The 24,334-nt window shown below is 73.8% G+C and carries 23 protein-coding genes; 12 read left to right on the top strand and 11 right to left on the bottom strand.

All coding sequences use genetic code 11. From position 1 onward, the window contains the following. Window positions 1–42: 42 nt before the first annotated feature. Window positions 43–777 carry a GntR family transcriptional regulator gene (locus ACFY2L_RS31740; protein WP_390662403.1) on the bottom strand — a complete coding sequence of 245 codons (735 nt, stop codon included), beginning with the start codon at window positions 775–777 and terminating at the stop codon, window positions 43–45. 169 nt (window positions 778–946) lie between these two features. On the opposite strand from ACFY2L_RS31740, the gene ACFY2L_RS31735 reads away from it, so the two are divergent. The 5 genes from ACFY2L_RS31735 to ACFY2L_RS31715 are packed head-to-tail and all read left to right on the top strand — an operon-like array spanning window position 947 to window position 5,406. Then, window positions 947–2,245 carry an MFS transporter gene (locus ACFY2L_RS31735; RefSeq protein ID WP_390824079.1) on the top strand — a complete coding sequence of 433 codons (1,299 nt, stop codon included), beginning with the start codon at window positions 947–949 and terminating at the stop codon, window positions 2,243–2,245. An 8-nt stretch (window positions 2,246–2,253) separates the two neighbouring features. Then, window positions 2,254–3,111, top strand: coding sequence for a putative hydro-lyase (locus ACFY2L_RS31730; protein WP_390662427.1), 858 nt, complete (start codon window positions 2,254–2,256; stop codon window positions 3,109–3,111). 41 nt (window positions 3,112–3,152) lie between these two features. After that, on the top strand, window positions 3,153–3,911 hold the full coding sequence (locus tag ACFY2L_RS31725) for a LamB/YcsF family protein (RefSeq protein WP_390662401.1): 759 nt from the start codon (window positions 3,153–3,155) through the stop codon (window positions 3,909–3,911). 2 nt (window positions 3,912–3,913) lie between these two features. Beyond that, a complete protein-coding gene (locus ACFY2L_RS31720; RefSeq protein ID WP_390662426.1) occupies window positions 3,914–4,540 on the top strand; it encodes an allophanate hydrolase subunit 1 in 627 nt (208 codons plus the stop codon). Further along, entirely contained in the window at window positions 4,537–5,406 is an 870-nt protein-coding gene (locus ACFY2L_RS31715) for a biotin-dependent carboxyltransferase family protein (protein WP_390662400.1), read from the top strand. The genes ACFY2L_RS31720 and ACFY2L_RS31715 overlap by 4 nt, the downstream gene beginning before the upstream one ends. A gap of 60 nt (window positions 5,407–5,466) precedes the next feature. On the opposite strand, the gene ACFY2L_RS31710 is transcribed toward ACFY2L_RS31715, so the two are convergent. The 5 genes from ACFY2L_RS31710 to ACFY2L_RS31690 all read right to left on the bottom strand — a co-directional run bounded on the left by ACFY2L_RS31710 (window position 5,467) and on the right by ACFY2L_RS31690 (window position 11,624). Beyond that, complete coding sequence (locus ACFY2L_RS31710; RefSeq protein ID WP_390824078.1) at window positions 5,467–6,408, bottom strand: SGNH/GDSL hydrolase family protein; 942 nt, start codon at window positions 6,406–6,408, stop codon at window positions 5,467–5,469. Next, the gene (locus ACFY2L_RS31705; protein WP_390824094.1) at window positions 6,405–7,784 is read right to left on the bottom strand and encodes a glycosyltransferase; all 1,380 of its coding nucleotides are present in this window, start codon (window positions 7,782–7,784) and stop codon (window positions 6,405–6,407) included. The genes ACFY2L_RS31710 and ACFY2L_RS31705 overlap by 4 nt, the downstream gene beginning before the upstream one ends. A 215-nt stretch (window positions 7,785–7,999) precedes the next feature. After that, window positions 8,000–9,127 (bottom strand): glycosyltransferase family 4 protein, encoded by a 1,128-nt coding sequence (locus ACFY2L_RS31700; RefSeq protein ID WP_390824077.1) that lies wholly within the window; start codon window positions 9,125–9,127, stop codon window positions 8,000–8,002. 358 nt (window positions 9,128–9,485) lie between these two features. Then, window positions 9,486–10,907 carry a HEAT repeat domain-containing protein gene (locus ACFY2L_RS31695; RefSeq protein WP_390824076.1) on the bottom strand — a complete coding sequence of 474 codons (1,422 nt, stop codon included), beginning with the start codon at window positions 10,905–10,907 and terminating at the stop codon, window positions 9,486–9,488. Between the two features lie 309 nt (window positions 10,908–11,216). Further along, window positions 11,217–11,624 (bottom strand): ankyrin repeat domain-containing protein, encoded by a 408-nt coding sequence (locus tag ACFY2L_RS31690; RefSeq protein ID WP_390824075.1) that lies wholly within the window; start codon window positions 11,622–11,624, stop codon window positions 11,217–11,219. A 274-nt stretch (window positions 11,625–11,898) separates the two neighbouring features. Here ACFY2L_RS31690 and ACFY2L_RS31685 point away from each other — a divergent pair, with 274 nt between their 5' ends. Both ACFY2L_RS31685 and ACFY2L_RS31680 read left to right on the top strand, forming a co-directional pair. Continuing rightward, complete coding sequence (locus ACFY2L_RS31685) at window positions 11,899–12,093, top strand: hypothetical protein (RefSeq protein ID WP_133916307.1); 195 nt, start codon at window positions 11,899–11,901, stop codon at window positions 12,091–12,093. Between the two features lie 40 nt (window positions 12,094–12,133). Beyond that, a complete protein-coding gene (locus tag ACFY2L_RS31680) occupies window positions 12,134–13,702 on the top strand; it encodes a hypothetical protein (protein WP_390824074.1) in 1,569 nt (522 codons plus the stop codon). 77 nt (window positions 13,703–13,779) lie between these two features. Here ACFY2L_RS31680 and ACFY2L_RS31675 read toward each other — a convergent pair whose 3' ends face one another. After that, window positions 13,780–15,279 carry a PLP-dependent aminotransferase family protein gene (locus tag ACFY2L_RS31675; protein WP_390662394.1) on the bottom strand — a complete coding sequence of 500 codons (1,500 nt, stop codon included), beginning with the start codon at window positions 15,277–15,279 and terminating at the stop codon, window positions 13,780–13,782. A 34-nt stretch (window positions 15,280–15,313) separates the two neighbouring features. On the opposite strand from ACFY2L_RS31675, the gene ACFY2L_RS31670 reads away from it, so the two are divergent. The 4 genes from ACFY2L_RS31670 to ACFY2L_RS31655 all read left to right on the top strand — a co-directional run bounded on the left by ACFY2L_RS31670 (window position 15,314) and on the right by ACFY2L_RS31655 (window position 18,855). Beyond that, window positions 15,314–16,033: a YitT family protein gene (locus ACFY2L_RS31670; protein WP_390662393.1), complete on the top strand. Its 720-nt coding sequence runs from the start codon at window positions 15,314–15,316 to the stop codon at window positions 16,031–16,033. Then, window positions 16,030–16,797 (top strand): glycerophosphodiester phosphodiesterase, encoded by a 768-nt coding sequence (locus tag ACFY2L_RS31665; protein WP_390824073.1) that lies wholly within the window; start codon window positions 16,030–16,032, stop codon window positions 16,795–16,797. Before ACFY2L_RS31670 ends, ACFY2L_RS31665 begins: the two co-directional genes overlap by 4 nt. Before the next feature lie 52 nt (window positions 16,798–16,849). After that, a complete protein-coding gene (locus ACFY2L_RS31660; RefSeq protein ID WP_390824072.1) occupies window positions 16,850–18,202 on the top strand; it encodes an MFS transporter in 1,353 nt (450 codons plus the stop codon). Between the two features lie 278 nt (window positions 18,203–18,480). Further along, entirely contained in the window at window positions 18,481–18,855 is a 375-nt protein-coding gene (locus tag ACFY2L_RS31655) for an RNA polymerase-binding protein RbpA (RefSeq protein ID WP_020128921.1), read from the top strand. 187 nt (window positions 18,856–19,042) lie between these two features. Here the strand turns inward: ACFY2L_RS31655 and fxsA are convergent, their stop codons facing one another. The 4 genes from fxsA to ACFY2L_RS31635 form a co-directional block, all read right to left on the bottom strand. Then, window positions 19,043–19,579: an FxsA family membrane protein gene (gene fxsA / locus ACFY2L_RS31650; RefSeq protein ID WP_390662390.1), complete on the bottom strand. Its 537-nt coding sequence runs from the start codon at window positions 19,577–19,579 to the stop codon at window positions 19,043–19,045. 46 nt (window positions 19,580–19,625) lie between these two features. Further along, window positions 19,626–20,543, bottom strand: coding sequence for a glycosyltransferase (locus ACFY2L_RS31645; protein WP_390824071.1), 918 nt, complete (start codon window positions 20,541–20,543; stop codon window positions 19,626–19,628). Between the two features lie 568 nt (window positions 20,544–21,111). Next, complete coding sequence (locus ACFY2L_RS31640) at window positions 21,112–22,728, bottom strand: amidohydrolase (RefSeq protein ID WP_390824070.1); 1,617 nt, start codon at window positions 22,726–22,728, stop codon at window positions 21,112–21,114. A 48-nt stretch (window positions 22,729–22,776) separates the two neighbouring features. Beyond that, a complete protein-coding gene (locus tag ACFY2L_RS31635) occupies window positions 22,777–23,217 on the bottom strand; it encodes an Lrp/AsnC family transcriptional regulator (protein ID WP_390662387.1) in 441 nt (146 codons plus the stop codon). A gap of 279 nt (window positions 23,218–23,496) precedes the next feature. Between ACFY2L_RS31635 and ACFY2L_RS31630 the strand changes: the two genes are divergently transcribed. Further along, the gene (locus tag ACFY2L_RS31630) at window positions 23,497–23,937 is read left to right on the top strand and encodes a hypothetical protein (protein WP_390662386.1); all 441 of its coding nucleotides are present in this window, start codon (window positions 23,497–23,499) and stop codon (window positions 23,935–23,937) included. Window positions 23,938–24,334 lie beyond the last annotated feature (397 nt).

Below are 24,334 nucleotides of genomic sequence, written 5' to 3'. Positions count from 1 at the left end.
TCGGTCTGACAACGACCCAAACGACCGCAGATGCGACCGCCGTCACACGGCCTCGGGACGGCCCCTGCCGTCGCTCCCGCCGGCCGCCCCTTCGCCCATGCGCCGCCGGTACACCTCGACGACCCGTTCCAGCGAGTCCCGGAGGTAGACGTCCAGCAGCTTCTCCGCCTCGATCCGGTCGCCGGCCTCCAGCGCCTGGAGGATCTGGCGGTTGCGCATGAGGTACGGCTCGTGCAGCCGCCGTGGGTCGTCGACGAGGTGGAAGGCGAGGCGCAGCTCGGCGAAGACGCTGCGCATCAGTTCGTCGGTGCGGGCGCTGCCGGCCAGGGCGACGAGCTCGCGGTGGAAGTGGATGTTGGCGGTACCCACCTCTTTCCAGCCATTCTCGACGGCGGCGACCTGGCCCTCGGTGACGGCCGCCCGGAGGGCGTCCAGGGCGTACGGCGGGTCGCCCAGCCCCCGGACGACGGCGCACTCGACCAGCGCGCGCGTGCGGTAGATGTCCTCGACGTCCTCGACGGTCAGGACCCGGACGAACACGCCCCGGTTCAGCTCGTGCACGAGCAGGCGCTCATGGGTGAGCAGCCGGAACGCCTCGCGGAGCGTGTTGCGGGAGACCCCGAGCGCCCCGCCGATGCTGTCCTCCGACAGGCGCGTCCCCGGAGGGAAGAAGCCCTCGGCGATACGGCTCCTGAGGATGTCCGAAACCCGCTCGGCCGTACTGGTGCGCCCCAGGAGGGCGCGGTCGTCGGCCAGTCCCGCCAGCTGCTCTGCCATGCCCGGAATTGAACCGCAGAACACGAGAACGAAACAACAGGGGTATTGAAGGATCGTTCAACGATCCTCTACCTTCCTGTCCACGGCGCCGCCCCGTCCCCACCGAGGCACCGTCCGCTCCCGCACGGCTCACTCCCAGCACCCTCCGTCATCCCTCAGCGAGGTGCCCATGAGCACGACCCCTCCACCGCAGACCCCGACCACTCCGCGCCCCGCCACCACCGGCCACACCCCCGACGACGGGGCGTTCGCCTGGCTGCGCGCCCTCGGCCCACGGGGCCGGCGCGCCTTCGCCGGCGCGTTCGGCGGCTACGCCCTCGACTCCTACGACTACTTCACGCTGCCGCTGAGCATGGTCGCGCTGGCGGCCTACTTCGGCCTGGACAGCGGCCAGACCGGCCTGTTCACCACCGTCACCCTGGTCGTGTCCGCCGTCGGCGGGGCCGTCGCGGGCGTGGTGGCGGACCGGATCGGCCGGGTCAGGGCGCTGATGATCACGGTGATCACCTACGCCGTGTTCACCGTGGCCTGCGGCTTCGCGCCCAATTACGAGACCCTGCTGGTCTTCCGCGCCCTGCAGGGCCTCGGCTTCGGCGGCGAGTGGGCGGTCGGCGCGATCCTGGTCGCCGAGTACGCGAGCGCCCGGCACCGGGGCCGCACCCTGGGCGCGATCCAGAGCTCCTGGGCCGTCGGCTGGGGCCTCGCGGCCGTCGCCTACACCCTGGTCTTCTCCTTCTTCGGCGACGACATGGCCTGGCGTGTCATGTTCTGGACCGGCGCCCTGCCCGCCGTGCTCGTGGTGTGGATGCGACGCCGGGTGCAGGACGCGCCGGAGGCCGCCACCGCGCGTGAGCACAGCTCCGTGAAGGGCTCGTTCCCGGCCATCTTCAAGGGCCCCCTGCTGCGCACGACGCTCTTCGCCGGGCTGCTGTCCACCGGGGTCCAGGGCGGCTACTACACCCTGGCGACCTGGGTGCCGACGTATCTCAAGTCGGAGCGCGGGCTGTCGGTGGTCGGCACGGGCGGGTACCTGACCTTCCTGATCTCGGGCGCCTTCCTCGGCTACCTGACCGGCGGCTACCTCACCGACCGGCTGGGCCGGCGCCGCAACATCTGGCTGTTCGCCCTGCTGTCGGCGATCTGCATCCTGGCGTACGCGAACATCCCCGACGGCGCCAACACCCTGCTGCTGGTCCTCGGGTTCCCGCTCGGGTTCTGCATGTCGGCGATCTTCAGCGGCTTCGGCTCCTTCCTGAGCGAGCTGTACCCGACGGCCGTGCGCGGCACCGGGCAGGGCTTCACGTACAACACCGGCCGCGCCGTCGGCGCCGTCTTCCCCACCACGGTCGGATACCTGGCCGACAGCTGGGGTGTGGGCGGCGCGCTGGTCTTCGGCGCGATCGGCTACGGGATCGCCGCCCTGGCGCTGCTGGGGCTGCCGGAGACGCGTGGGAAGGAACTGGAGTGAACCGTCCGATCCTCACCGAGGACCGCCCGCCGGCCGCCACGCCGTCGGCCGCCGGAGAAGACCGGCCCCTGACCCTCGTCGACGAGCACGCGCACGCGTGGAGTCCCGAAACCGCCCGGGCCCGCTTCCGGGAGGGCCTCGCGGGCCCCACGGCCGGGGTCGCTGCGGGCCACACCCAGGTCAACCTGATCTCGGTGCCCGTGGACTGGGCGTACGACATGCTGCTCTTCTGTCAGCGCAACCCGAAACCGTGTCCGGTCCTCGACGTCACGGACGCCGGTGCCTGGACGACGGTCCTGGCCGAGGGCGCCGACCTGCGGACCGATCTGCCGCGCTACCGGGTGTGGGAGAACGGGGAGCTGGTGGACGAGCCGACGGACGTGCGCGCGTACTGGCGGCAGGACCTGGTGTCGTTCCTGATCGGCTGCAGCTTCACCTTCGAGTGGGCGCTGGCCGGGGCCGGCGTCCCGATCCGCCACCTCGAACAGGGGCGCAACGTCCCGATGTACGTGACGAACCGTCAGTGCCGGCCGGCGGGACGGCTGCACGGCCCGATGGTGGTGTCGATGCGCCCCGTGCCGCCGCGGCACCTGGCGGCCGCCATCCGGGAGAGCAGCCTGCTCCCGGCGGTGCACGGCAGCCCCGTACACTGCGGCGATCCGTCGGGACTGGGCATCGACGACCTCGGCCGGCCCGACTTCGGCGACCCGGTGGACGCCGAACCGGACGACATCCCGGTGTTCTGGGCCTGCGGTGTGACCCCGCAGGCCGCGGTGACGGCCTCGCGTCCGCCGTTCGCCCTCACCCACGCCCCGGGGCAGATGTTCCTCACCGACGCCCGCGACGAGCAGTACCGCGTGGCCTGAGCGGCGGACCCGGAGAACCAGGAAGGAAGCACGAAGGAACCATGACCGCGATCGATCTGAACGCCGACCTCGGCGAGGGCTTCGGCCGCTGGGAGCTCACGGACGACGAGCAGTTGCTGTCCGTCGTGACGAGCGCCAACGTGGCCTGCGGCTTCCACGCCGGGGACGCCGCCACCATGCGGCGGGTGTGCGAGCTGGCGGCCGAGCGGGGCGTGACGATCGGGGCGCAGGTCTCCTACCGGGACCTCGCGGGGTTCGGGCGGCGCGCCATGGACGTGCCGCCCGACGAACTGGCCGCCGAAGTGGCCTACCAGATCGGCGCTCTGGAGGTCTTCGCCCGGGCGGCGGGAGCACGCGTGGCGTACGTCAAGCCGCACGGCGCGCTCTACAACCGGGTCGTGCACGACGAGGAGCAGGCCGGCGCGGTGGTCGACGGGGTGCTCCTCGCCGACGCCACGCTGCCCGTGCTCGGACTGCCCGGCTCGCGTCTGCTGGACCTGGCCCGCGAGGCGGGGCTGCCGGGCGTCACGGAGGCCTTCGCGGACCGCGCGTACACCGACGACGGCACGCTCGTGCCGCGCGCGCGGGCCGGGGCCGTGGTCACCGATCCGGACGCCGTGGTCGAGCGGTCGGTGAGCCTGGCGCGCACCGGTACCGTCACCTCCCACGCAGGGGCGGCCATCGCGGTACGCGCGCGTTCCCTGTGTCTGCACGGCGACACGCCCGGCGCGGTGGAACTGGCCCGCCGGGTCCGGCGACGGCTGGAGGAGTCGGGTGTGCGGGTGGAGGCCTTCGCATGAGTATGCGGGTCCTGCCCGTCGGCGACGACGCCCTGCTCGTCGAGGTGGCCTCGGGCGCGGAAGCGGAGGCGCTGCACGCGGAACTGGTGCGCCGCCGCGCGGCCGGACTGCTCACCGCCCGCGAGATCGTCCCCGCGGCCCGGACGGTGCTCCTGGACGGTGTGGACGACCCGGTCCGGCTGACGTCCGAACTGACCGCCACGGAGATCCCGCCCGCCGCCCCGCGGGCGCGTGAGGTGATCGAGCTTCCGGTGCGCTACGACGGCCCCGACCTCGCCGACGTCGCCGCCCACTGGGGCGTACCGGCGCGTGAGGTGGCCCGCATCCACGCGGACACCGAGTTCCGGGTCGCCTTCTGCGGCTTCGCGCCCGGCTTCGGGTACCTCACCGGTCTCCCCTCGCGCTACGACGTCCCGCGCAGGGCCACGCCGCGCACGGCGGTGCCGGCCGGCTCGGTGGCGCTGGCCGGGCCGTACACGGGGGTCTACCCGCGTTCGTCGCCGGGCGGCTGGCAGCTGATCGGCAGCACGGACATGGTGTTGTGGGACCACGCGCGCGTACCGGCCGCGCTGCTGTCGCCGGGGACGCGGGTGCGTTTCGTCGCGGCGGAGCCGGTGGGTGCCGGGTGACCGACCGCGCTCTCTCCGTCGTCCGCGCGGGGGCGCTCACCACCGTGCAGGACCAGGGGCGCCCCGGACACGCCCACCTCGGCGTGCCCCGCTCCGGTGCGCTGGACGCCCCCGCGGCGGCCCTCGTCAACCGGCTCGTCGGCAACCCGCCCGGAGCGGCGGTCCTGGAGACCACCGTCAACGGCTGCGCCGTGCGGCCCCGTTCCACCGTCACCGTGGCGGTCGGGGGCGCGCCCTGCCCGGTCACGGTGGACGGACGACCGGCCGCCTGGGGCGCTCCCGTGCGGGTGCCGGCCGGGGCCGTCCTCGACGTCGGGTCCGCCGTCCGCGGGCTGCGCGCCTACGTGGCGGTGTCCGGCGGCATCACCGTCGAGCCGGTCCTCGGCAGCCGCTCCACCGACCTGCTCTCGGGCCTCGGCCCCGAGCCGCTCACGGACGGCACGGTCCTGCCGCTGGGCCCCGAACCCGTCCCGCACACGCGCGTGGACGTCGCCCCGCAGACCGCTCCCCCGGACGAGCTCGTCCTCCGGGTCACGCTCGGCCCGCGCGACGACTGGTTCACGCCGGGGGCCGTCCGCGCCTTCACCGCACGCGCGTACCGCGTGTCCCCGGCGAGCAACCGCATCGGCCTGCGCACCGAGGGACCCGCCCTGGAGCGCGCCCTCACCGGTGAACTGGCCAGTGAGGGCATGGTCCTGGGCGCCGTGCAGGTACCCCCCGACGGCCGGCCGGTGGTCTTCCTGGCCGACCATCCGACCACCGGGGGCTACCCGGTGATCGGGGTCGTCCGCGCGGCCGACCTCCCGGCCGCCGCCCAGGCGGTGCCCGGTACCCCGGTCCGCTTCGTGGCCGTACGCCGACGCTGAGGTGCGAGGCGTCCGGGGCGACGGGACGCGGACGGCCGTCGTGCGCCGCCCGGGCGTCAGTCAGGCCACGCCCCGCAGAAGGGCCACGACCTCGCGGGCGGCCGGGGTGACGCAGGCGCCCGGGGTCTCCTGGGCGGCGCCCGGCTGTGGTTCCGTCGCCGACAGCGCGGCCAGCGCCGCGGAGACCGCCGCTGCCGCCCGCAGGTCGAGCCGGGCGCTCGTCCCCCGGGCCCGGTGGCGCATCTCGTCGACGGCCAGGCTGAGCAGCTGGGGCAGCAGGTCGGTGCAGCGCCGGGCCACCCAGCCGGTGCCCGCCGTCGCCAGCCACCACAGGCTCGCCGAGGTCGTCGGCGCCGGGAACTCGGGCTCGGGCGCGGGCGCGGGTCCGGTGGCCAGGCCCGCCTCCGCCAGCAGGGCGTGGAAGCGCACGGCCAGTTGCCGGTGCCCCCGCTCGCCCGGGTGCAGCCGGTCCGCGCTCCACATCGCGCGGTCCGTCAGCCAGGCGCCCTCCGCCGCGTGGAGATGGACGGCTCCGTACCGGTCGGACAGCGCGTGGACCACGGCGTTGACGGCGCGCTGCCGGCGGGCCAGCGGACGGGCCAGGGCTCCGGGCAGGCCGAGCATGGCGCCCGGATCGGGCAGGCACGCGGTGAGCAGGACCGCGCCCCGCTCGGCGAAGGCGCCGTACACCGTGTCGAGCCGGGCGGCGACGGCGTGGATGTCGAACGTGCAGCGCAGCGTGTCGTTCACGCCCACGACGACGGAGACGACATCCGGCCGCAGCGCCAGTCCGGCCGGGAGCTGCCGTTCCAGCACGTCCCGGGTCTGGGCCCCGCTGACCGCGAGGTTGGTGAACTCCACGGGTGCCGGGCACCCCTCGTCCCCCGGCCCGGCGAGCCCGCCGGCCAGCAGCGCGGCCCAGCCACGGAGGCCGTCACCCGCCGGGTCACCCACGCCCTCGGTGAGGGAGTCGCCCAGGGCGACGAAACGGACCCGTCTCATCCCAGACCTCCGGGCACGAAGGGACGTACCGGTACCGTCGCGACGCCGTCGTCAGGACGCTCCGCTGCCGTCGCGCCGCCCGCGTCGGAACGCCCGCGGCCCGACGCTGCGCAGTCGTCGGAACGAGTCCGTCCCGTCGCAAAGCCCACGTCAGAACGTGCCCGTCCCGTCCCACCGCTCGCGTCAGAACGCGCCCGTCCCGACGCACCGCTCACGTCTCCGCGCTCCCCCGCCGTCCCTCCGCCCCCGACGGGACGGCACGGCATCGCCGCATCGTGCGCCGCGAGAAACGCCTCCACCGCCGCTCCCCACCCGAAGCACTCCGCACGGGCGCGTGCCTCCCCCCGGCGCTCCTCCCGGGAACGGGCCAGAAGCTTCTCGACCGCGTCCGCGAAAGCGGTCCCGCGGTCGGCCGCGACGGCCCCCGCCGTGCCGATCACCTCGGGCAGTGCCGAGGAGGCGCTCACCACCACCGGCGTCCCGCAGGCCATCGCCTCCAGCGCGGCCAGCCCGAACGTTTCCGCAGGCCCCGGCGCCAGGCACACGTCGGCGGAGGCCTGCAGCGCGCCGAGGGCACCCCGGTCGGACACGTGGCCCAGGAAGGTCACCGGCAGCCCCCGCTCCCGGGCCCGCTGCTCCAGCCGCGGCCGCAGCGGTCCGTCCCCGGCGACCACCAGCACCGCCCGCACCCCCCGCGCCACCAGTTCCGCGAGGGCGTCGAGCGCCGTACCTGGCCGCTTCTCCACGGACAGCCGCGTGCAGGTGACCAGCAGGACCTCGTCCTCGCGCGCGTACCGGGCCCGCAGCCCCGCGTCGGACAGCGCGGGATGCCGCTCGACGAGGTCGACGCCGAGCGGGGCGCGCACCACGTTCCGTGCCCCGATCCGCACGAACTCCCGCTCGGCGAACTCGGTGGTGCACACCACACGCGCGTACGTGTGCGCGGTACGGATGTTGAGCGCGTCGGCGGTCCGCCGGGCGGCCGCCTCCGGCACGCCCCAGGTGCGCAGCACGCCGTCGGCGGTCTCGTGGGAGACCATCACGGCGGGGACGCGGGCGCGCCGCGCCCACTTGCCGGTCCAGCGCAGCGTCGTACGGTCCGAGACCTCCAGGCGGTCGGGCGCGAGATCCTCGAGAAGGCGGGCGAGGCGCCGTTTGCCGGTGAGGACGCGGTAGCCGCCGGTGCCGGGCAGCAGCGGCCCGGGCAGCGTGATCACCCGGCCCTGCTCGGTCTCCCGGTCGCTCGCCCGCTCGCCCGGCACGATCAGGACGGGCGCGTGGCCCGCCTCGCGGTAGCCCTTGCCGAGTTCGCGCAGCGCGGTGCGCAGTCCGCCCGAGGCGGGGGCCACGAAGTTGGCCAGGCGCACGATCCTCAGCGACCCCGACGCCGAGCCAGACCCCGACCCAGACCTCGACCCAGACCCCGAGCCCGACCCAGACCCAGACCTCGGCCCGGACCCCGAGCCCGGCCCCGACCCAGACCCGGACGCGGACCCGGTCCCGGACCGGGACCCGGACGCGGTCCCGGACCCGGTCCCGCACGCGGATCCGAACCCTGCCCCGGCTCCCGCCCCCGGCCTCGACCCCGCGCTCATGCCGCCACCACCAGGCCGCGCGCGGCCAGCACGTCCCCGTAGTGCCCGATGAGCTGATCGCCGACGGCGGCCCAGGTGCGTCCCTCGACCGTGGCGCGCCCGGCGTCGCCGTACAGCGCCCGCAACGCGGGATCGGCTGCCAGGGCCGCCACCGCCTCCCGTACGGCGGTCGCGTCGCGCGGCGGGACCAGCAGGCCGGTGCGCCCGTGGGCCACCAGGTCCAGCGGGCCGCCCGCGGCCGGCGCCACCACCGGCACACCGCTGGCCATGGCCTCCTGGACGGTCTGGCAGAACGTCTCGAAGGGGCCCGTGTGCACGAAGACGTCCAGCGAGGCGAAGATCCGGGCGAGGTCGTCCCCCGTGCGCCGGCCGAGGAAGACCGCACCGGGCAGCGCCTCGTCCAGGTGGGCGCGGCTGGGGCCGTCGCCCACCACCACGACCCGCACGCCCTCCAGACCGCACACCCCGGACAGCAGTTCGACCTGCTTCTCGGGGGCGAGCCGGCCGACGTATCCGACGATCAGTTCGCCGTTCGGGGCGAGTTCGCGGCGCAGGGCCGGGTCGCGGTGCCCGGGACCGAAGCGGAGGGTGTCGACCCCGCGCCGCCACAGCTTGACCCGGGGTATGCCGTGCGTCTCCAGGTCGTGCCGGGCGGCGGTGGAAGGGGCGAGGGTGAGGTCGGCGGCGGCGTGGACGGTGCGGATGCGCCGCCAGGCCGTGGCCTCACCGGCGCCCATGTAGGTGCGGGCGTATCCGGCCAGGTCGGTCTGGTAGACGGCGACGGCGGGGACGCCGAGCTTCGCGGCGGCCGCCATGCCGCGGACGCCGAGGACGAACGGGCTGGCCAGGTGGACCAGGTCGGCGCGGTGTTCGGCGATGGCCGCGGCGACGCGTCGGCTGGGGAGGGCGACGCGGACCTGGGGGTAGCCCGGGAGCGGGAGGGAGGGGACACGGACGACGGGGCACGGCGCCAGGGCGTCCGGCCCGGTACCGGCGGCGGTGGCCGGTGCGACGACGAGCGGGAGGTGACCGCGATCTACGAGGTGCCGGGCGGTCTGGAGCGCGCAGTGGGCCACGCCGTTCACGTCGGGGGGAAAGGATTCGGTCACGATGACGACACGCATACCGGTGTTGTCGCCGCTCTGGACGTGGCCGCGTCAACGTGGATCTTTCCGGACGACAAACGTCCCATGAGCGTTGCGCTGCGTGCGCCGGCGCACGTCGCGCGGTGCGCGGCACGGGGCGCGCCGCCCTCGCCGTCGCAGGTCAGCACCCACGCCCTGGCAGGTCAGACGGTGTCCATGCCCGCCTGCCCCGTGCGTCGTCCCGCGTTCACCCGGCGGGCGCACGTGCCCCTCCGGCCGAGTCCGGGTCCCCCCGGGTCGCCCACGGCTCCCGCCAGGTCCGTATCCGGGTTCCCGCCAGGGTCCGCATCCGGATCCGGCCAGGGTCCATCCGGCTCCCGCCCGAGCTGGTGCCCGGCTACATGGCGGACGCCGCGTCCGGTCCGATCCGGCTGCGTACGGCCGTCTGGACCTCCGCCTCCTCGGCCGGGTCGGCGGCGAGCCTGCGCAGGCGCTCCACGACCCGGGCGTCACCGGTCTCGGCGTGCCGGGCGGCGATCTCGCGGGTGGCCTCCTCGCAGTCCCACAGGCATTCGACGGCGAAGCCGGTGGCGAAGGAGGGGTCGGTGGCGGCGAGGGCGCGGGCGCAGCGTTGCCGCAGGTGCGAGGAGGCCGTCTCGCGGTAGATGTGGCGCAGTACGGGCGCGGCGCAGACGATGCCGAGGCGTCCGGCGCCGTCGACGAGGGTCCACAGGGTCGGCGCGTCGCAGCCCTCGCCGCGCACGGCCTCGCGCAGGGCGCCGAGGACCAGGTCGCTGTCCCGCGTGCCGCCCCGGCAGGCGAGCATGCGGCCCGCGGCGGCGCCGAGGGCGTCGGGCCGGTGGGCCCAGCCGCGGGCCCGGTCGACGGCGGCGATGCTGCGCATGCGTTCGAAGGCGTCCACGGCGGCCTCGACGACACCGGTGGAGCCGGTGGCCACGGCCTGCTCGATCAGCAGCAGGGCGTCGGGATCGTTGCAGTCGGCGAGATAGCGCAGGGCGGTGCACCGGGCGCCCTCGCCGCCGTCCTTGGCGGCCTGCACGATCTCCGGCCGGTCCTCGGGTCCGGCCACGGCCGTGAGACAGCGGGCGGCGGGGACGTGCAGGGCCGCGCCGCGTTCCAGGCCCTGCTGGGCCCACTCGAACACGGCCCGCACGCTCCAGCCGGGGCGGGGCCCGCTGGGGCTCATCTGGCGTTGCCAGCGGTCGAAGCAGCCGGCTTCCTGGGCGGCACGCACGCGTGCGGAGACGTACTCGCGGGGATCCTCGGCCCACAGCCGCCAGGGCCGTGGCTCGAAAGCGTCGCGGACGGCGGCGGCCAGCTCGGCCTCGCCCTCGGCGTCGGTCGCGAACCGTGCGAGCACCGGCGTGGCCAGGGCGCGCAGCCCGGCGTCGTCGTCGCGCAGGGCGAGTTCGTCCAGGGCCCAGGCCCAGTTGGTGCCCGTGGCGGCGTATCTGCGCAGCAGTTCGAGGGCGTCCGGCCTGCCGTAGGAGGCCAGGTGGCCCAGCACGGCCAGGGCGAGGCCCGTGCGGGACTCCTCGGTGTCGAAGGCGTCCTCGACGTCGAAGAGATGCGCCTCGATCTCGTCCAGGTCGCCGTTGAGGTCGAGGAAGAGCCGGGCGTAGTACAGGGAGCGGTTCTCCACCTGCCAGTCGTGGCGGGGATCGCGCAGGACACAGTGGTTGAGTGCCGCGAGCGCTTCGGCGCGCGGGGCGGTGAGCGCGTGCAGCGTGCCGTCGCCGCGACCCCTCTGCAGGAGGCCGAGCAGCGTACCGCTGGGCGCTATGACCGGATCGAACATGGGAAACAGCCTCACATCAAGCGTCGACGCAACCGGGGACGTGCACTACCTGGCCGCGTGACAACACGTCGGGGCGCCCGCCGTTTCCTGCTTGCTGTAGACCATCTTCCTCTGCCTCTCGTCGGTGGCCCATGCGGACCGCATCACGGCCCGCGCGGTGCGGCAACACCTGCCCAGCCATCGCGTCCGTGAATCACGTCGTCATGATGACCCGGCTGTTCTGCCTGCCGCGACCGAAATTTCCGGCGGCCCCGTACCGCCTCCCCCGTGGTCGTTGATTTACCTGGTCAGGAACTTCGTATTACCTGTTCATGAGCCGTCGGCCCGTACCGCGCCGAACAGCTCCAGCAGCTCGGTCCTGGCGAACATCCGGGCCGTGTCGACGGCCGAGGGGGTGCCCGCGGACGGGTCGGCGCCCGCCTCGAGAAGGACCTTGATCACCTCGGTCTCGCCCTTGAAGGCGGCACCGGCGAGCGGCGTCTGTCCGCGGTCGTTGATCCGGTCCGCGTCGGCGCCGCGGGCCAGCAGGGCCCGGACCGCGTCGGCGTGGCCGTGGTAGGCGGCGAGCATCACCAGGCAGTCGCCCCGGTCGTTGGTGAGGTCGGCCGGCACGCCCGCGTCGACGTACGCCACGAGCTCCTCGGTCCGCCCCTGCCGGGCCAGATCGAAGATCTTGGTCGCCAGCTCCACGACCTCGGGGTCGGGGGCTTCAGTCATCGGCCGGGACCGCCTCTCGCTCACAACTCGCTACAACCGTTCAGGTGAATCGCCAGCGTACTGGCTCGCCGCACACATGGGTGGTCCCGTCCGAGGCAAAGATCACGAGGAGACCCGTTCGCCGCAATTCTCCTGCTCAGGCGGCCCCCAAGACGTTCCGCCACAGGGGGGAAATCGATAGAAATTCACCCAGTTGCACCTTTTATCGTATGGATACATCCTGTGATCCTGGAAGTACTCATGGTGACTGTCCCCACGAACCAGGAGATCCCCCATGATCCTGTCCATCTCAGGCGTCGTCCTGCTCGGCATCATCGTCTTCCTGTTCTTCCGCAAGGACGGACTGAAGGCCTCGCACGCCTGCGTCTCGGCCCTGTTCGGCTTCTACCTGGCGAGCACGGCCATCGCCCCGAGCATCAAGGCGGGCGGCGAGAGCCTGGCCGGCCTGCTCGGCGGCATCAAGTTCTGACGCCGCCCGTCCCGTCCGTACGCACCTCCAGGAGACAGCAGTGGCCCGGCGCCCCCTCCCCCGCATCCTGAGCACAGGCAGCGCGCAGATCGCCCGGAGCCGGGAGCTGGCCCGGACGGCGGCCGACAGCGCCACCGACGTCCTCCATCCGCTGATCACGATCACCCGCGGGCTGCGCCGGCTGGCCTCGGCCGGGCGGCGCAGATGGGCCGAGACCCCCAAGGACAGGCGCGGGCCGCTGCTGTTCCTGGCCGCCTCGGTGATCCTGGTCGTGGCCCTCGTGCCGTACGGCCCGCTGCTCGCCGTCATCACCCTGATGGCGGCGGCGGCCTGGCAGGGCCGGGACCGCACCCCACCGGCTCCCGACGGCCCCGACGAGTCGCAGGCCGAGCGGCTCCAGTCGCTGTACGAGGCCCTGGTCCCGTACTTCTCGACGGCCGACGACCCCTCTCCCCTCTACGCCCACGGCGGTGAGTGGGAGAAGGCCTTCCCCGCGTACGAGTTCGACGGCTCGGGCCGCGTCACGCATCTCGTGATCCGCTACCCGGCCTACTTCCCGGACGGCGAGACCGAGCCCCGCGCGCGGGTCGAGCAGCTGCTCACCGCCAAGTCGGGCCGCGGCCGTGAGTACCTCTTCACCTGGGACGAGGAGGGCAACGAGCTGACGGTCGGCGTCCTCGCCCCGCTGCCCACCGACATCACCGCGCAGCGCTTCGTCACCGCGCCCGGCGAGACCGTCCTGGGCTTCACCGACCCCACCCGCGTCCAGCGCACGCTCCCTCTCACCCACGGAGAGGAACAGCGTGACGTCCCGCCGGTCGTCTGGCGCACCGGTGCCCGCTCCACCGAGCCGCATCTGCTCGTGGTCGGGCAGCCCGGCACCGGCACCTCGACCCTGCTGCGTTCCCTCGCGCTCCAGGCCCTCCGGTACGGCGACGTCCTGGTCGTCGAGGGCGGCGGCACCGGCGAGTACGCCTGCCTCACCGGCCGGGACGGCGTCCTGGGTGTCGAGGTCGGGCTGGCGGGGGCGCTGACCAGCCTGGAGTGGGCGGCGCAGGAGACCGAGCGCCGGCTGATCGCGGCGAACCAGGCCCGCCAGGCGGGACAGACCCCACCGGACGACACCAGGCGTCCGCTGTGGATCCTCCTCGACCGCCCCACCGCCTTCACCCCGCTGGCGGAGGCGGACGGCCGCACCGATCCCCAGGCACTCCTTCAGGTCCCGCTGCGGCACGGCCGGGCGGCCTCGGTCACGGTGGTCGTGGCCGAGCAGTTCGACTGCCTGGACCTGCTGAGCGACGCCGTACTGCAGCACACCCGCGCGCGGGTCGTGCTCGGGCCCGCCTCGGCCGGCCGGCTGGCCTCCGTCCTCGGCGCTCCCCCGCACACCACGCCCGTCGACCAGGTCCCGCCGGGACGCGGGTACGCCCGGCTGGGGTCGGGTCCGGTGCACCGGCTCCAGGTGCCGGCCACACCGGATCCGTACGACGACGCCACGAGCGACGCGCAGCGGCAGGCGGTGCTGGAGCTGCTGCCGCCGCGGAGCACCCCGGCGGACGCGGAGACGGAGTCGCTTCCGGTGCCGGTGGAGGTGGCGGTCGCGGAGTAGCGCCGGCCGGGTGCGCCGGAACCACCACGGCGGGCGGGTGGACCTTCCCGGTCCCACCCGCCCGCCGCCCACGCGCGCTACGCGACGAACGTACGCGGCCCTTCGGTGCCCACCGTCCCCCCGCTCTCCACGATCCGGGCCGCCGCGGCCAGCCGGGCGGCCGCCTCCTCCGCCACCGCTCCCCCCACGGTGAACGGCAGCCGCACATACCCCTCGAAGGCGCCGTCGACCCCGAAGCGCGGTCCGGAGGGCACCCGCACCCCGACCCGCTCCCCCGCCTCGGCGAGCCGCGACCCGGACAGCCCCCCGGCCCGCACCCACAGGGTCAGCCCGCCCTTCGGCACGGAGAACTCCCAGTCCGGCAGCTCCCGCCGCACCGCCGCGACCAGCTCGTCCCGGTTCTCCCGGGCCTGCGCCCGGCGCAGTTCGACGGCCTGCTCCCAGCCCCCGGTGCTGAACAGCCAGTTCACCGCGAGCTGCTCCAGCACGGGGGTTCCCAGGTCGGCGTAGGCGCGGGCGGCGACCAGGCTGCGGATGACGTCCGGGGCCGCGCGCACCCAGCCGATGCGCATCCCCGCCCAGAAGGCCTTGCTCGCCGAACCGACCGTGATCACCGTCGACCCGGCGGGGTCGAACCCGCACACGGGCCGCGGCATCTCGACGTCGTCGTCGAGCCACAGCTCGGTCATCGTCTCGTCGGCGATCAGCACGGTCCCGGCGGACCGGGCGGCCTCCACCAGCCGCCGCCGCTGGTCCTCGTCGGCCAGCGCGCCGGTGGGGTTGTGGAAGTCGGCGACGACGTACGCGATGCGCGGCGCCGCCTCGCGCAGCACCTGACGCCAGCGGTCCATGTCCCAGCCGGCGAGCCCCTCGGCCATGGCGACGGGCACCAGCCGGGCACCCGCCTCGCGCATGAGCTGGAGGATGTTGGCGTAGGAGGGCGACTCGACGGCGATGCGCTCGCCGCGCCCGCCGAAGAGATGGCAGATGGCGTCGATGGCGCCCATGGCGCCGGTCGTCACCATGATCTGCTCGGGCATCGTCGGAATCCCGCGCGCGGTGTACCGCTCGGCGATCATCGAGCGCAGCGCGGGCAGGCCCGCCGGGTAGTCGCCGTGCGTGTGGGCGTAGGGAGGCAGTTCCTCCAGCGCGCCCTGGACGGCGCGGGTGAGCCACGGCTCCGGTGCCGGGAGGGCCGCGCAGCCCAGGTCGATCATCGAACCGAGAGCCTCGGGCGGCAGCGGTTCCAGGCCGCGCGCGGGCAGCGGATTGCCCGCCGGGACGGCCGTCCAGCTGCCGGCACCGCGCCGGGACTCCAGGAAGCCCTCGGCCCGCAGCGCCTCGTAGGCGGCGGCGACCGTCGTGCGGCTCACGGAGAGGGCCAGGGCCAGTTCGCGCTCGGCGGGCAGCCGGGCGGCCACCGGGACACGACCCTCGAGCACCAGCAGCCGGATGCCGTCGGCGAGCGCGCGGTAGGCGGGCGGGCGGCGCGTGCCCGGGCCCGCCGGACGGTCCTGCTGGGACGTGAGCAGCCGCGCGAGCTGGGCGGCCCCCACCGCGGAGGTCCACTGCGCCATGGTTACCAGTCCACCTTCCCCGAATTGGCCATGGATGGCGATTCCTTCCAAGCCACAGAGTGGCACGGGTCAGGCCACTACCACCACAGGGGGGCACCACGTGCAGGCCAGGGGACATCTCATACGGCGGCTGGTCCAGTTGTACGGGGGGCTCGTGCTCTACGGGTTCAGTTCGGCTCTGCTCGTCAAGGCGGGCCTCGGCCTGGAACCCTGGAACGTGCTGCACCAGGGCCTGGCCGAGCGCACCGGCCTGACGATCGGCGTCGTGCTGATCATCGTGGGTGCGGTCGTGCTGCTGCTGTGGATCCCGCTGCGTCAGCGCCCGGGCCTCGGCACGGTCTCCAACGTCTTCGTCATCGGCATCGCGATGGACGGCGCCCTCGCGGCGGTTCCCGAGGCGCACGCGCTGGCCGTGCGTGTTCCCCTTCTGGTGACGGGCGTCGTGCTCAACGGCGCGGCCACCGGCCTCTACATCGCCGCCGCCTTCGGGCCGGGGCCGCGTGACGGACTGATGACCGGACTGCACCGGCGCACCGGCCGCTCGATCCGCACCCTGCGGACGACGATCGAGCTGGCGGTCGTGGTGACCGGCTTCGTCCTCGGGGGCACCGTCGGCGTCGGCACGCTGCTCTACGCGGTGTCGATCGGTCCGCTCGCGCAGTTCTTCCTGCGGGTGTTCGCCGTTCCGCCGGCATCCGGCGGCAGCACGGTCGTTGCCACGGGGACACCCCGGGGAGCGATACTGCGCAGGTGACCGCACCTGTACGCCACCCCTACCTCGACCATCCGGGACCCATCCCGTTCGCGCACCGCGGCGGGGCCGCGGACGGCATGGAGAACACCGTGTCGCAGTTCCGGCGCGCGGTGGGGACGGGGTACCGCTACATCGAGACCGATGTGCACGCCACCCGGGACGGCAGGCTCGTCGCCTTCCACGACGCGACGCTGGACCGGGTGACCGACGGCGCCGGCCGCATCGCCGACCTGCCGTGGGCGGACGTACGGCACGCGCGCGTGGCGGGCAAGGAGTCCGTGCCGCTGTTCGAGGAGCTGCTGGAGACCTTCCCCGAGGTGCGCTGGAACGTCGACATCAAGGCCGAGCCCGCGCTGCACCCGCTGCTGGGCCTCATCGCGCGCACGGGCGCCTGGGACCGGGTCTGCGTCGGCTCGTTCTCCGAGGCGCGGGTGGTGCGCGCCCAGCGGCTGGCCGGGCCGCGCCTGGCGACGTCGTACGGCACCCGGGGGGTGCTCAACCTGCGGCTGCGGTCCTGGGGGGTGCCCGCGGCGCTGCGCCGGTCGGCGGTGGCCGCGCAGGTGCCGGAGACCCAGTCGGGCATCCAGGTCGTGGACCCCCGCTTCGTACGGACCGCCCACGCGCGCGGGTTGCAGGTGCACGTGTGGACGGTCAACGACGGCGATCGGATGCACCGGCTCCTGGACCTGGGAGTGGATGGCATCATGACCGATCACATCGACACGTTGCGCAAGGTCATGGAGGAGCGGGGCGTCTGGGCCTGAGCGGCCGGACACCGCCGTCGAAGCCTTCGCACCAGGGGAAGCGAGGGTGCGGGTGGGCACCGAGACCGTGCGGACGGCGGCGTCCGACGAGGCCGCGGGGCGGCGGCGCGAGCAGCGCGGCTGGTACTTCTACGACTGGGCGTGCTCCGTCTACTCGACGAGCGTGCTCACCGTGTTCCTCGGGCCGTATCTGACCTCGGTCGCCAAGGAGGCGGCGGACGCCGGCGGCTACGTCCATCCCCTCGGCATACCGGTCCGCGCGGGCTCGTTCTTCGCGTACTCGGTGTCGCTGTCGGTGATCGTGGCCGTCCTGGTGATGCCCCTGGTGGGCGCGGCCGCCGACCGCACCGGACGCAAGAAGCCGCTGCTGGGCGCCGCCGCCTACCTGGGCGCCGCGGCCACCGCCGGCATGTTCTTCCTGGCCGGTGACCGCTATCTGCTCGGCGGGGTGCTGCTGGTCGTGGCGAACGCGGCCCAGTCGGTCGCGATGATGCTCTACAACTCCTACCTGCCGCAGATCGCCCCGCCCGAGGAACGCGACGCGGTCTCCTCGCGCGGCTGGGCCTTCGGGTACGCGGCGGGCTCCCTGGTGCTGGTCGCGAACCTGGTCCTGTATCTCGCGCACGACTCCTTCGGCGTCTCGGCGTCGACGGCCGTGCGGATCTGTCTGGCCTCCGCGGGGCTGTGGTGGGGCGGCTTCACGATCATCCCGTTGCTGCGGCTGCGCGACCGCGGCCGGCCGGCCGCGGTGGGGGAGGCGACGGCTCCGGGGCTGCGCCAGCTCGTGTCGACGGTCCGCGACATGCGCCGCCACCCGCTCACCCTCGCCTTCCTCCTCGCGTACCTCGTCTACAACGACGGCATCCAGACCGTGATCTCCCAGGCGTCGGTCTACGGCGCCGAGGAGCTCGGGCTCAGCCAGTCCACGCTCATCGGCGCCGTGCTGCTGGTGCAGGTGCTGGCCGTCGCCGGCGCCCTGGGGATGGGGCGGCTCGCCCGCAGATACGGGGCGAAGCACACGATCCTCGGCTCGCTGGTGGCCTGGACGCTCACCCTGGGCGCCGGCTACTTCCTGCCGGCCGGGGCGCCGCTCGGCTTCTTCCTGCTCGCGGCCGCGATCGGGCTGGTCCTCGGCGGCAGCCAGGCCCTCTCCCGCTCCCTGTTCTCCCACCTGGTCCCGCCCGGCAAGGAGGCCGAGTACTTCTCCGCGTACGAGATGAGCGATCGCGGGATGAGCTGGCTGGGGCCGCTGCTGTTCGGCGTCACGTACCAGCTGACCGGAAGCTACCGGGACGCGATCATCTCCCTGGTGGCCTTCTTCGTCATCGGGTTCGCGCTGCTCGCGCGGGTCCCGGTGCGGCGGGCGATCGGCGCCGTCGGGAACCCCGTGCCCGAGCGGATTTAGCGCTGGAGGCGAAAGGGCGGTAGTGTACGCGTTTGGCCTGCCAGGCGTACCGTTACTGCGCGTCAAAGATGCCGAAACGCTGGGTGACATCTCCTTGCAGATGTGACAAACCGGGCGCCGGTGGGTACTGCACTGGTTGACAAGGCTGCGGCTACGACGGCGACGCATGACCCGGAACGGGACTCGGAACGGGAATCTTTACCGCCGACCGGACGTTGACCGGATGACGACGACAGCGACACCTGTCCTGTGGGCGACAAGCCCGGGAGGCACGATTCATGAGTGAGCGAGCTCTTCGCGGCACGCGCCTCGTGGTGACCAGCTACGAGACGGACCGCGGCATCGACCTGGCCCCGCGCCAGGCCGTGGAGTACGCATGCGAGAAGGGGCACCGCTTCGAGATGCCCTTCTCGGTCGAGGCGGAGATCCCGCCGGAGTGGGAGTGCAAGGTCTGCGGAGCCCCTGCACTCCTTGTGGACGGCGACGGCCCTGAGGAGAAGAAGGCCAAGCCCGCGCGTACGCATTGGGACATGTTGATGGAGCGGCGGACCCGCGAGGAACTCGAAGAGGTCCTCGAGGAGCGGCTCGCCGTTCTGCGGTCCGGGGCGATGAACCTGGCGGTGCATCCCCGCGACAGCCGCAAGTCCGCGTAGCCCCGCGGGGCTGGGGCCGGCTTCAACAGCGCACGCCAATGACCGCGGGCGCCGTACGCGACATGCGTACGGCGCCCGCGGTCTTTGTGCTGAGCGACCGACTGTGCGTGCGGGGGCGCGGCGACCGGCTGTGGGAGGCGCGGCCGGACGCCGGACGGGCTGGAACAGCCGGCCGGCGCCGGGACCGTTACGGCTGTTCGTCCCTGATGACCTCGCCCTGCACCACCTTGCCGTCCGGCCGGTGGATGCGGGCCTGCTGGAAGGCGTCGCCCAGGCTGCCCGGGGTGGCCTCACGGAGCTTGCGCTCGACCGTCCGCTCGGCGGAGCGGCTCACCGCCTTCTGGACCGGCGGGAGCAGCAACAGCAGGCCGACGGCGTCGGACATCAGGCCCGGGATCATCAGCAGCAGGCCGCCGAGCATCATCAGGCCGTTGCCGGAGCCCTGCGAGGGCGGGCCGCCCCGCTGGAGCGCCTCGTTCAAATTGCGGAAGGCCCGTCGGCCCGCCCGCTTGACGACCACCGAGCCGAGCACGACACCGGCGGCGAGGAGCAGGAAGACCACGAGCCCGTTCGTCGCGCCCGCGACGGCGGTCAGCAGCCAGATCTCCAGGACCAGCCACGCGGCGAGCCCCAGCGGCAGGAACGTCCGCAGACGCGAGCGCCGGGGCCGGGCGGGGGGAGAGGCGGAAGCGGGGTACGAAGGGATCGGTGCGCCGGTCGTCATGCTTCCAGTGTGCCCGGACCCGGCTCAGAGCGGCATAAGGGGACGATCAGCCGTTGCCGTGGGGCTCGGCGGGTGCCTGGGCCCGCGGCTCGACGGGTGCCTGGGCCCGCGGCTCGACGGGTGCCTGGGCCCGCGGCTCGGCGGGCGGCTGGGCCTGCGGCCGTCCGGGATGCTGCTCCGCGCTCCGTCCGGTGATCTTGCCCACTCGCTCCCCCACGCCCCACGCCGTGACCCGCCACAGCGCCTCGACGAGGATGTCGCGGCTCATCTTGGAGTCGCCGAGTTCGCGCTCGACGAAGGTGATGGGGACCTCGACGACATGGAAGCCGGCCTTGACGGCGCGGCGGGCCAGGTCGACCTGGAAGCAGTAGCCCTGGGAGGCGACCTCGTCGAGGCCGAGGCCCTCCAGGGTCTCCCGCCGGAAGGCGCGGTAGCCGCCGGTGATGTCACGCAGGGGCAGGTCGAGGGCGAGGCGGGAGTAGAGACTGCCGCCGCGGGAGATGACCTCGCGCGACTTGGGCCAGTTCACGACCCGGCCGCCCGGCACCCAGCGGGAGCCCAGGACCAGGTCGGCACCCTTGAGCGCGGTGAGCAGCCGGGGCAGTTCCTCGGGCTGGTGGGAGCCGTCGGCGTCCATCTCGATCAGGACGCCGTAGCCGTTCTCCAGGCCCCAGTGGAAGCCGGCGAGATAGGCGGCGCCGAGGCCTTCCTTGCCCTTGCGGTGCAGCACCTGGACCTGGTCGTCGGCGGCGGCCAGTTCGTCGGCGAGCTTGCCGGTGCCGTCGGGGCTGTTGTCGTCGGCCACGAGGACGTGGGCCTCGGGGACGGCCTTGCGCACCCGGCCGACGATGCTCCTGATGTTCTCCGCCTCGTTGTAGGTGGGGATGATCACCAGGGCCGTGCCCAGCGGACCGAACTGTCTCCCCCGGTCCTGTGCCGCGAGGGTCCCGTCGCCGTCGTTCACTGCTGCCCCTTCGTGTCCGTACGCAGGCCACCACCATAGTGGTCACCGCCTGCGATGACGTGACTGGACGTTCGAATGGTGGTGTCGGTTCCACAAGAGCGGGGTAAGAACAAGCTTTTGGCCTCGTATGTACGTACGTACCCCGCCCGGGTGGGCCGAAGCGTGCTGCGGATGGGGGCCCGGCGCCCTTCGGGCCGACCTGGGGCCCGCTGGCTGCGGGTCGACCGAAAGCCGTTGTCTACTGAGCACCCGGGCCCCACCCGGGTCACACCTCCCCGGCCGGACGGAACGTTCACTCGCTGCGGCGCGGGCGCTGGGCCTGGCTGCCAGCGACGGTGCCCCGGTGCGGCACACCGTCCCTGACCCAGCGGCGCCGCCGCGCGTGCGCGGACGTTCTGCGGCGGGGCGTCCGGTGGTGGACCCGGCCGAACCTACCGGCCCCCCGCCGTCGGCTGTCAACAGCCGTTCGACCTGCGGTTTTCCCGTCAATGCCCTGGTCAGCGGCGAGACGGCACCGGCCGCGCCTCCGCGTGCGGACGGGTGATCTTCCCCGCACCGGCCCCGGAGATCACTCGCCCGGCCGTACGAACACCGTCCGTCCCGCGACCACCGTGCGCAGGCACACGGGCAGGTCGGTGCCGGGGGTGAGATCGGGCAGCCCGGGGGTGCCGGAACGAGGGTCGGTGGACCAGCGGGCGACCCGGTCGTCGGGGGCCTGGACGATCAGTTCGTCGGTGCGCCAGACCGCGTAGTCCGCCGGTGCGCCCGGCACGAGCACGCCCGCGTCGTCACGGCCGATCGCCCGCCAGCCGCCGCGGGTGTGGGCGGTGAAGGCGGCGCGGACGGAGACGCGGTGGCCGGGGGTGCGGTGGAAGGCCGCCGCGCGGACCGTGCCCCAGGGATCGAGGGGGGTGACCGGGCTGTCGGAGCCGAACGCGAGCGGGACACCGGCCCGCAGCAGGGCCGCGAAGGGGTTCAGGGTGGCGGCCCGTTCGGCGCCCAGGCGCTGGGCGTACATGCCGTCCTCGCCGCCCCACAGGGCGTCGAAGGCAGGCTGCACGGAGGCGGTCAGACCCAGTTCGGCGAAGGCCGCGACGGTCTCGGGCGTCATCATCTCGGCGTGCTCGACGCGGTGACGGGCGGCGCGGACGCGGGCCGGGCCGGTCTTCTCCGCCGCGGCCCGCACACCTTCGACCACGGCGGTCACGGCGGCGTCCCCGATCGCGTGGAAGCCCGCCTGGAGGCCCGCCTCGGTGCAGGCGGCCACGTGCGTGGCGACGTCGGCGGCGGTGAGGTAGGCGGTGCCGGTGTGGGCCGCGTCGGTGTAGGGGGCGTGCAGACAGGCGGTGTGGGAGCCGAGGGCCCCGTCGACGAACAGGTCCCCGGCGGCGCCGAGCGCGCCCAGCTCCCGGGCCTTGTCGACGTCGCGTTCGGCCCAGTAGCCGACGACCCGCGGCCCCGTCTCCTCGGCGGCGAGCCGCAGCAGGTCCGTGAAGTCGTCCTCGGAGGAGATCGCGGGTCCGGCGCACTCGTGGACGGAGCCGATGCCGAGCGAGGCGGCGTGCGCGAGGGCGGCCCGCTGTGCCTCGGCACGCTGGGCGGGCGTCACGGCTGCGAACGCGGCGGCGCGGACGGTGTGATGGGCGTCGCGGGTGAGCGGCTCCCCGTCCTGGAAGCCGGGCTCGGTGCGGGCCCGGGGTGCCAGCTCCAGCAGCGCGGTGGTGACCACGGCCGAGTGGACGTCGATACGGCTGAGGTAGAGCGGCCGGCCGCCGGTGGCCTCGTCCAGTTCGTCCCGCCGCGGGGGGCGCCCCTCGGGCCAGCGGGAGGCGTCCCAGCCGTGCCCGAGCAGCACCTTGTCCTGCGGCCGGGCGGCGGCGAAGTCGCGTACGAGGCGCAGGGCCGCCGGCAGGGAGGGGGCGGCCGAGAGGTCGAGGCCGGTCAGGGCGAGGCCCGTGGCCGTGGTGTGGACGTGGGCGTCGGTGAACGCCGGGGTGACGAGGGCGCCGTCCAGGTCGACCACCTCGTCGACGCCGTCCGCGAAGGCGTCGGCGGCGCCCTCCGAGCCGACCCAGGCGACCTGGCCGCGCTCGACGACCATCGCGGTCGCGAACGGGTCGGCGGGGCTGTGGACCTCTCCGCGGCGGAGCAGGACGGTCTTCGGCTCGGGGGTGCGCTCACTCATGGGGAACAGTCTCGCGCCTCGCGCGGAGCGCCCCGCACGCAGGTGGAGTCAGATCCGGGGCGGCCGCGCCTCGTACGGAGTCGACAGGACGACGGTCGTGCGCGTCGACACCCCCGCGAGGGCCCGCAGCCGGCTCAGCAGCTCCTCCAGCTCGTGCGGGGTCGCCACACGCACCTTGAGGATGTAGTTCTCGTCCCCGGCGACGCTGTGGCAGGCCTCGATCTCGGGCACACCGGCCAGCCGGTCGGCGATGTCGTCGGGGGCGCTGGGGTCGAACGGTTTCACCGAGATGAAGGCGGTCAGGGGCAGGCCGACGGCCTCGGGGTCGACGACGGCCGCGTAGCCCCGGATGACGCCGCGCTGCTCCAGCCGGCGCACCCGCTGGTGCACGGCCGACGTGGACAGGCCCGTGGCCTTGCCCAGGTCGGTGTAACTCATCCGCCCGTCCTTGACGAGCAGCTGCACGATCTGCCGGTCCAGCTCCTCCATGGCGCAAGAACCTACAGTGCGTGTGATCTCCTCGTATACCGATGCAGCCCAGGTCATACCCGGTTCGTGATGTGTCCCGGAGTTGCCGGGAGCCGTCTGTGAGCCGGCTGAGCGTTCCGGTGGCGCGTGCGGGGCACCTGCGGATGGCATGTGACGAAGACCACAGCCCCTGTCAAGGCTTCGTGATGTCCTCGTGATTACCGCCGAGACGGGCTGGGAAGTGCTTGCTGTGGTCGAGGCCGCAGTGCCTTCACGGCCCAGCCCGAGGGGGAGAATCCCATGCAGAGTCTTAAGCGCCCTGGTCGCACCGCGCCCAAGCGGCTCCAGTCGGTCGTCGAGCCCGAGCCGGAGGGCGTCGAACCCGACGAGCCCGAGGCCGCCGACGAGTTCGACGCGTACGACACCTTCGAGATGTACCGGGTCGTCTGCCCGGACTGCGCGCAGCCCATCGCGCTGCTGGCGGACGAGGAGGTCCTGCCGGAGCACGCGCTGTGCGCCTCGCCGTGGAACCCGTTCGGGCTCACGGTCTGCGCCGGCACGGGACGTACGGCGTCCGAGGCCCGGCCGGCGGACGAGTCCTACGCGCCCCAGGAGCAGGACACCGCCCTCCTGCTGACGCTCCCTCAGGGGCTCGACTGGCGCATGCAGCCCTTCTCGCACGTCGGCGGCCCGGGCTCACGCCCGATGCGCGTACCGGCGATGCGGCGCCAGGCCGCCTGAGCCTCGTCGCTCGGCTTCGGAGCCCGTCTCCCTGTAGCTGCCCTGCACCATGGCTCGCAGGCCGCCGTGGTGCAGGATCAGTGCGTCCAGGGCCGGCCGGGACGGCCGGCGCACGGAAGCACGCCTGACCGGAACGGATTTGACGATACGTCAGCCGGGACGGCGGCGACCGGATACGGGACCGGCCGGAACCGGCCGGGACCGGGCCGGGACCTGTGGGAACACACGCTCGACGGGACGAGCCGTGACCTGGCGTCCCGCCCCCGCGTTGCCCCGGTATGGCCCCTACGTACACCGCGGTGCGCCGACGCCACCGCCGGCTCCTCGTCGCCGCGCCCGCGGAGGCGGGCGGCGCGGATGCCGGAGGCGCGGAACACAGAGGCGAAGAATCGGTTCC

The organism is Streptomyces sp. NPDC001381, from assembly GCF_042895685.1.
Classification (GTDB): Bacteria; Actinomycetota; Actinomycetes; order Streptomycetales; family Streptomycetaceae; genus Streptomyces.
This window is presented reverse-complemented; position numbering and strand designations above follow the sequence as displayed.

Coding starts and splice junctions, on each gene's coding strand:
- ACFY2L_RS31630 (WP_390662386.1), top strand. CDS start 23,497: ATGCAGAGTCTTAAGCGCCCTGGTCGCACCGCGCCCAAGCGGCTCCAG.
- ACFY2L_RS31720 (WP_390662426.1), top strand. CDS start 3,914: ATGCGGGTCCTGCCCGTCGGCGACGACGCCCTGCTCGTCGAGGTGGCC.
- ACFY2L_RS31655 (WP_020128921.1), top strand. CDS start 18,481: ATGAGTGAGCGAGCTCTTCGCGGCACGCGCCTCGTGGTGACCAGCTAC.
- ACFY2L_RS31635 (WP_390662387.1), bottom strand. CDS start 23,217: ATGGAGGAGCTGGACCGGCAGATCGTGCAGCTGCTCGTCAAGGACGGG.
- ACFY2L_RS31725 (WP_390662401.1), top strand. CDS start 3,153: ATGACCGCGATCGATCTGAACGCCGACCTCGGCGAGGGCTTCGGCCGC.
- fxsA (WP_390662390.1), bottom strand. CDS start 19,579: ATGACGACCGGCGCACCGATCCCTTCGTACCCCGCTTCCGCCTCTCCC.
- ACFY2L_RS31695 (WP_390824076.1), bottom strand. CDS start 10,907: ATGTTCGATCCGGTCATAGCGCCCAGCGGTACGCTGCTCGGCCTCCTG.
- ACFY2L_RS31670 (WP_390662393.1), top strand. CDS start 15,314: ATGGCGATTCCTTCCAAGCCACAGAGTGGCACGGGTCAGGCCACTACC.
- ACFY2L_RS31740 (WP_390662403.1), bottom strand. CDS start 777: ATGGCAGAGCAGCTGGCGGGACTGGCCGACGACCGCGCCCTCCTGGGG.
- ACFY2L_RS31735 (WP_390824079.1), top strand. CDS start 947: ATGAGCACGACCCCTCCACCGCAGACCCCGACCACTCCGCGCCCCGCC.
- ACFY2L_RS31685 (WP_133916307.1), top strand. CDS start 11,899: ATGATCCTGTCCATCTCAGGCGTCGTCCTGCTCGGCATCATCGTCTTC.
- ACFY2L_RS31700 (WP_390824077.1), bottom strand. CDS start 9,127: ATGCGTGTCGTCATCGTGACCGAATCCTTTCCCCCCGACGTGAACGGC.
- ACFY2L_RS31640 (WP_390824070.1), bottom strand. CDS start 22,728: ATGAGTGAGCGCACCCCCGAGCCGAAGACCGTCCTGCTCCGCCGCGGA.
- ACFY2L_RS31690 (WP_390824075.1), bottom strand. CDS start 11,624: ATGACTGAAGCCCCCGACCCCGAGGTCGTGGAGCTGGCGACCAAGATC.
- ACFY2L_RS31710 (WP_390824078.1), bottom strand. CDS start 6,408: ATGAGACGGGTCCGTTTCGTCGCCCTGGGCGACTCCCTCACCGAGGGC.
- ACFY2L_RS31675 (WP_390662394.1), bottom strand. CDS start 15,279: ATGGCGCAGTGGACCTCCGCGGTGGGGGCCGCCCAGCTCGCGCGGCTG.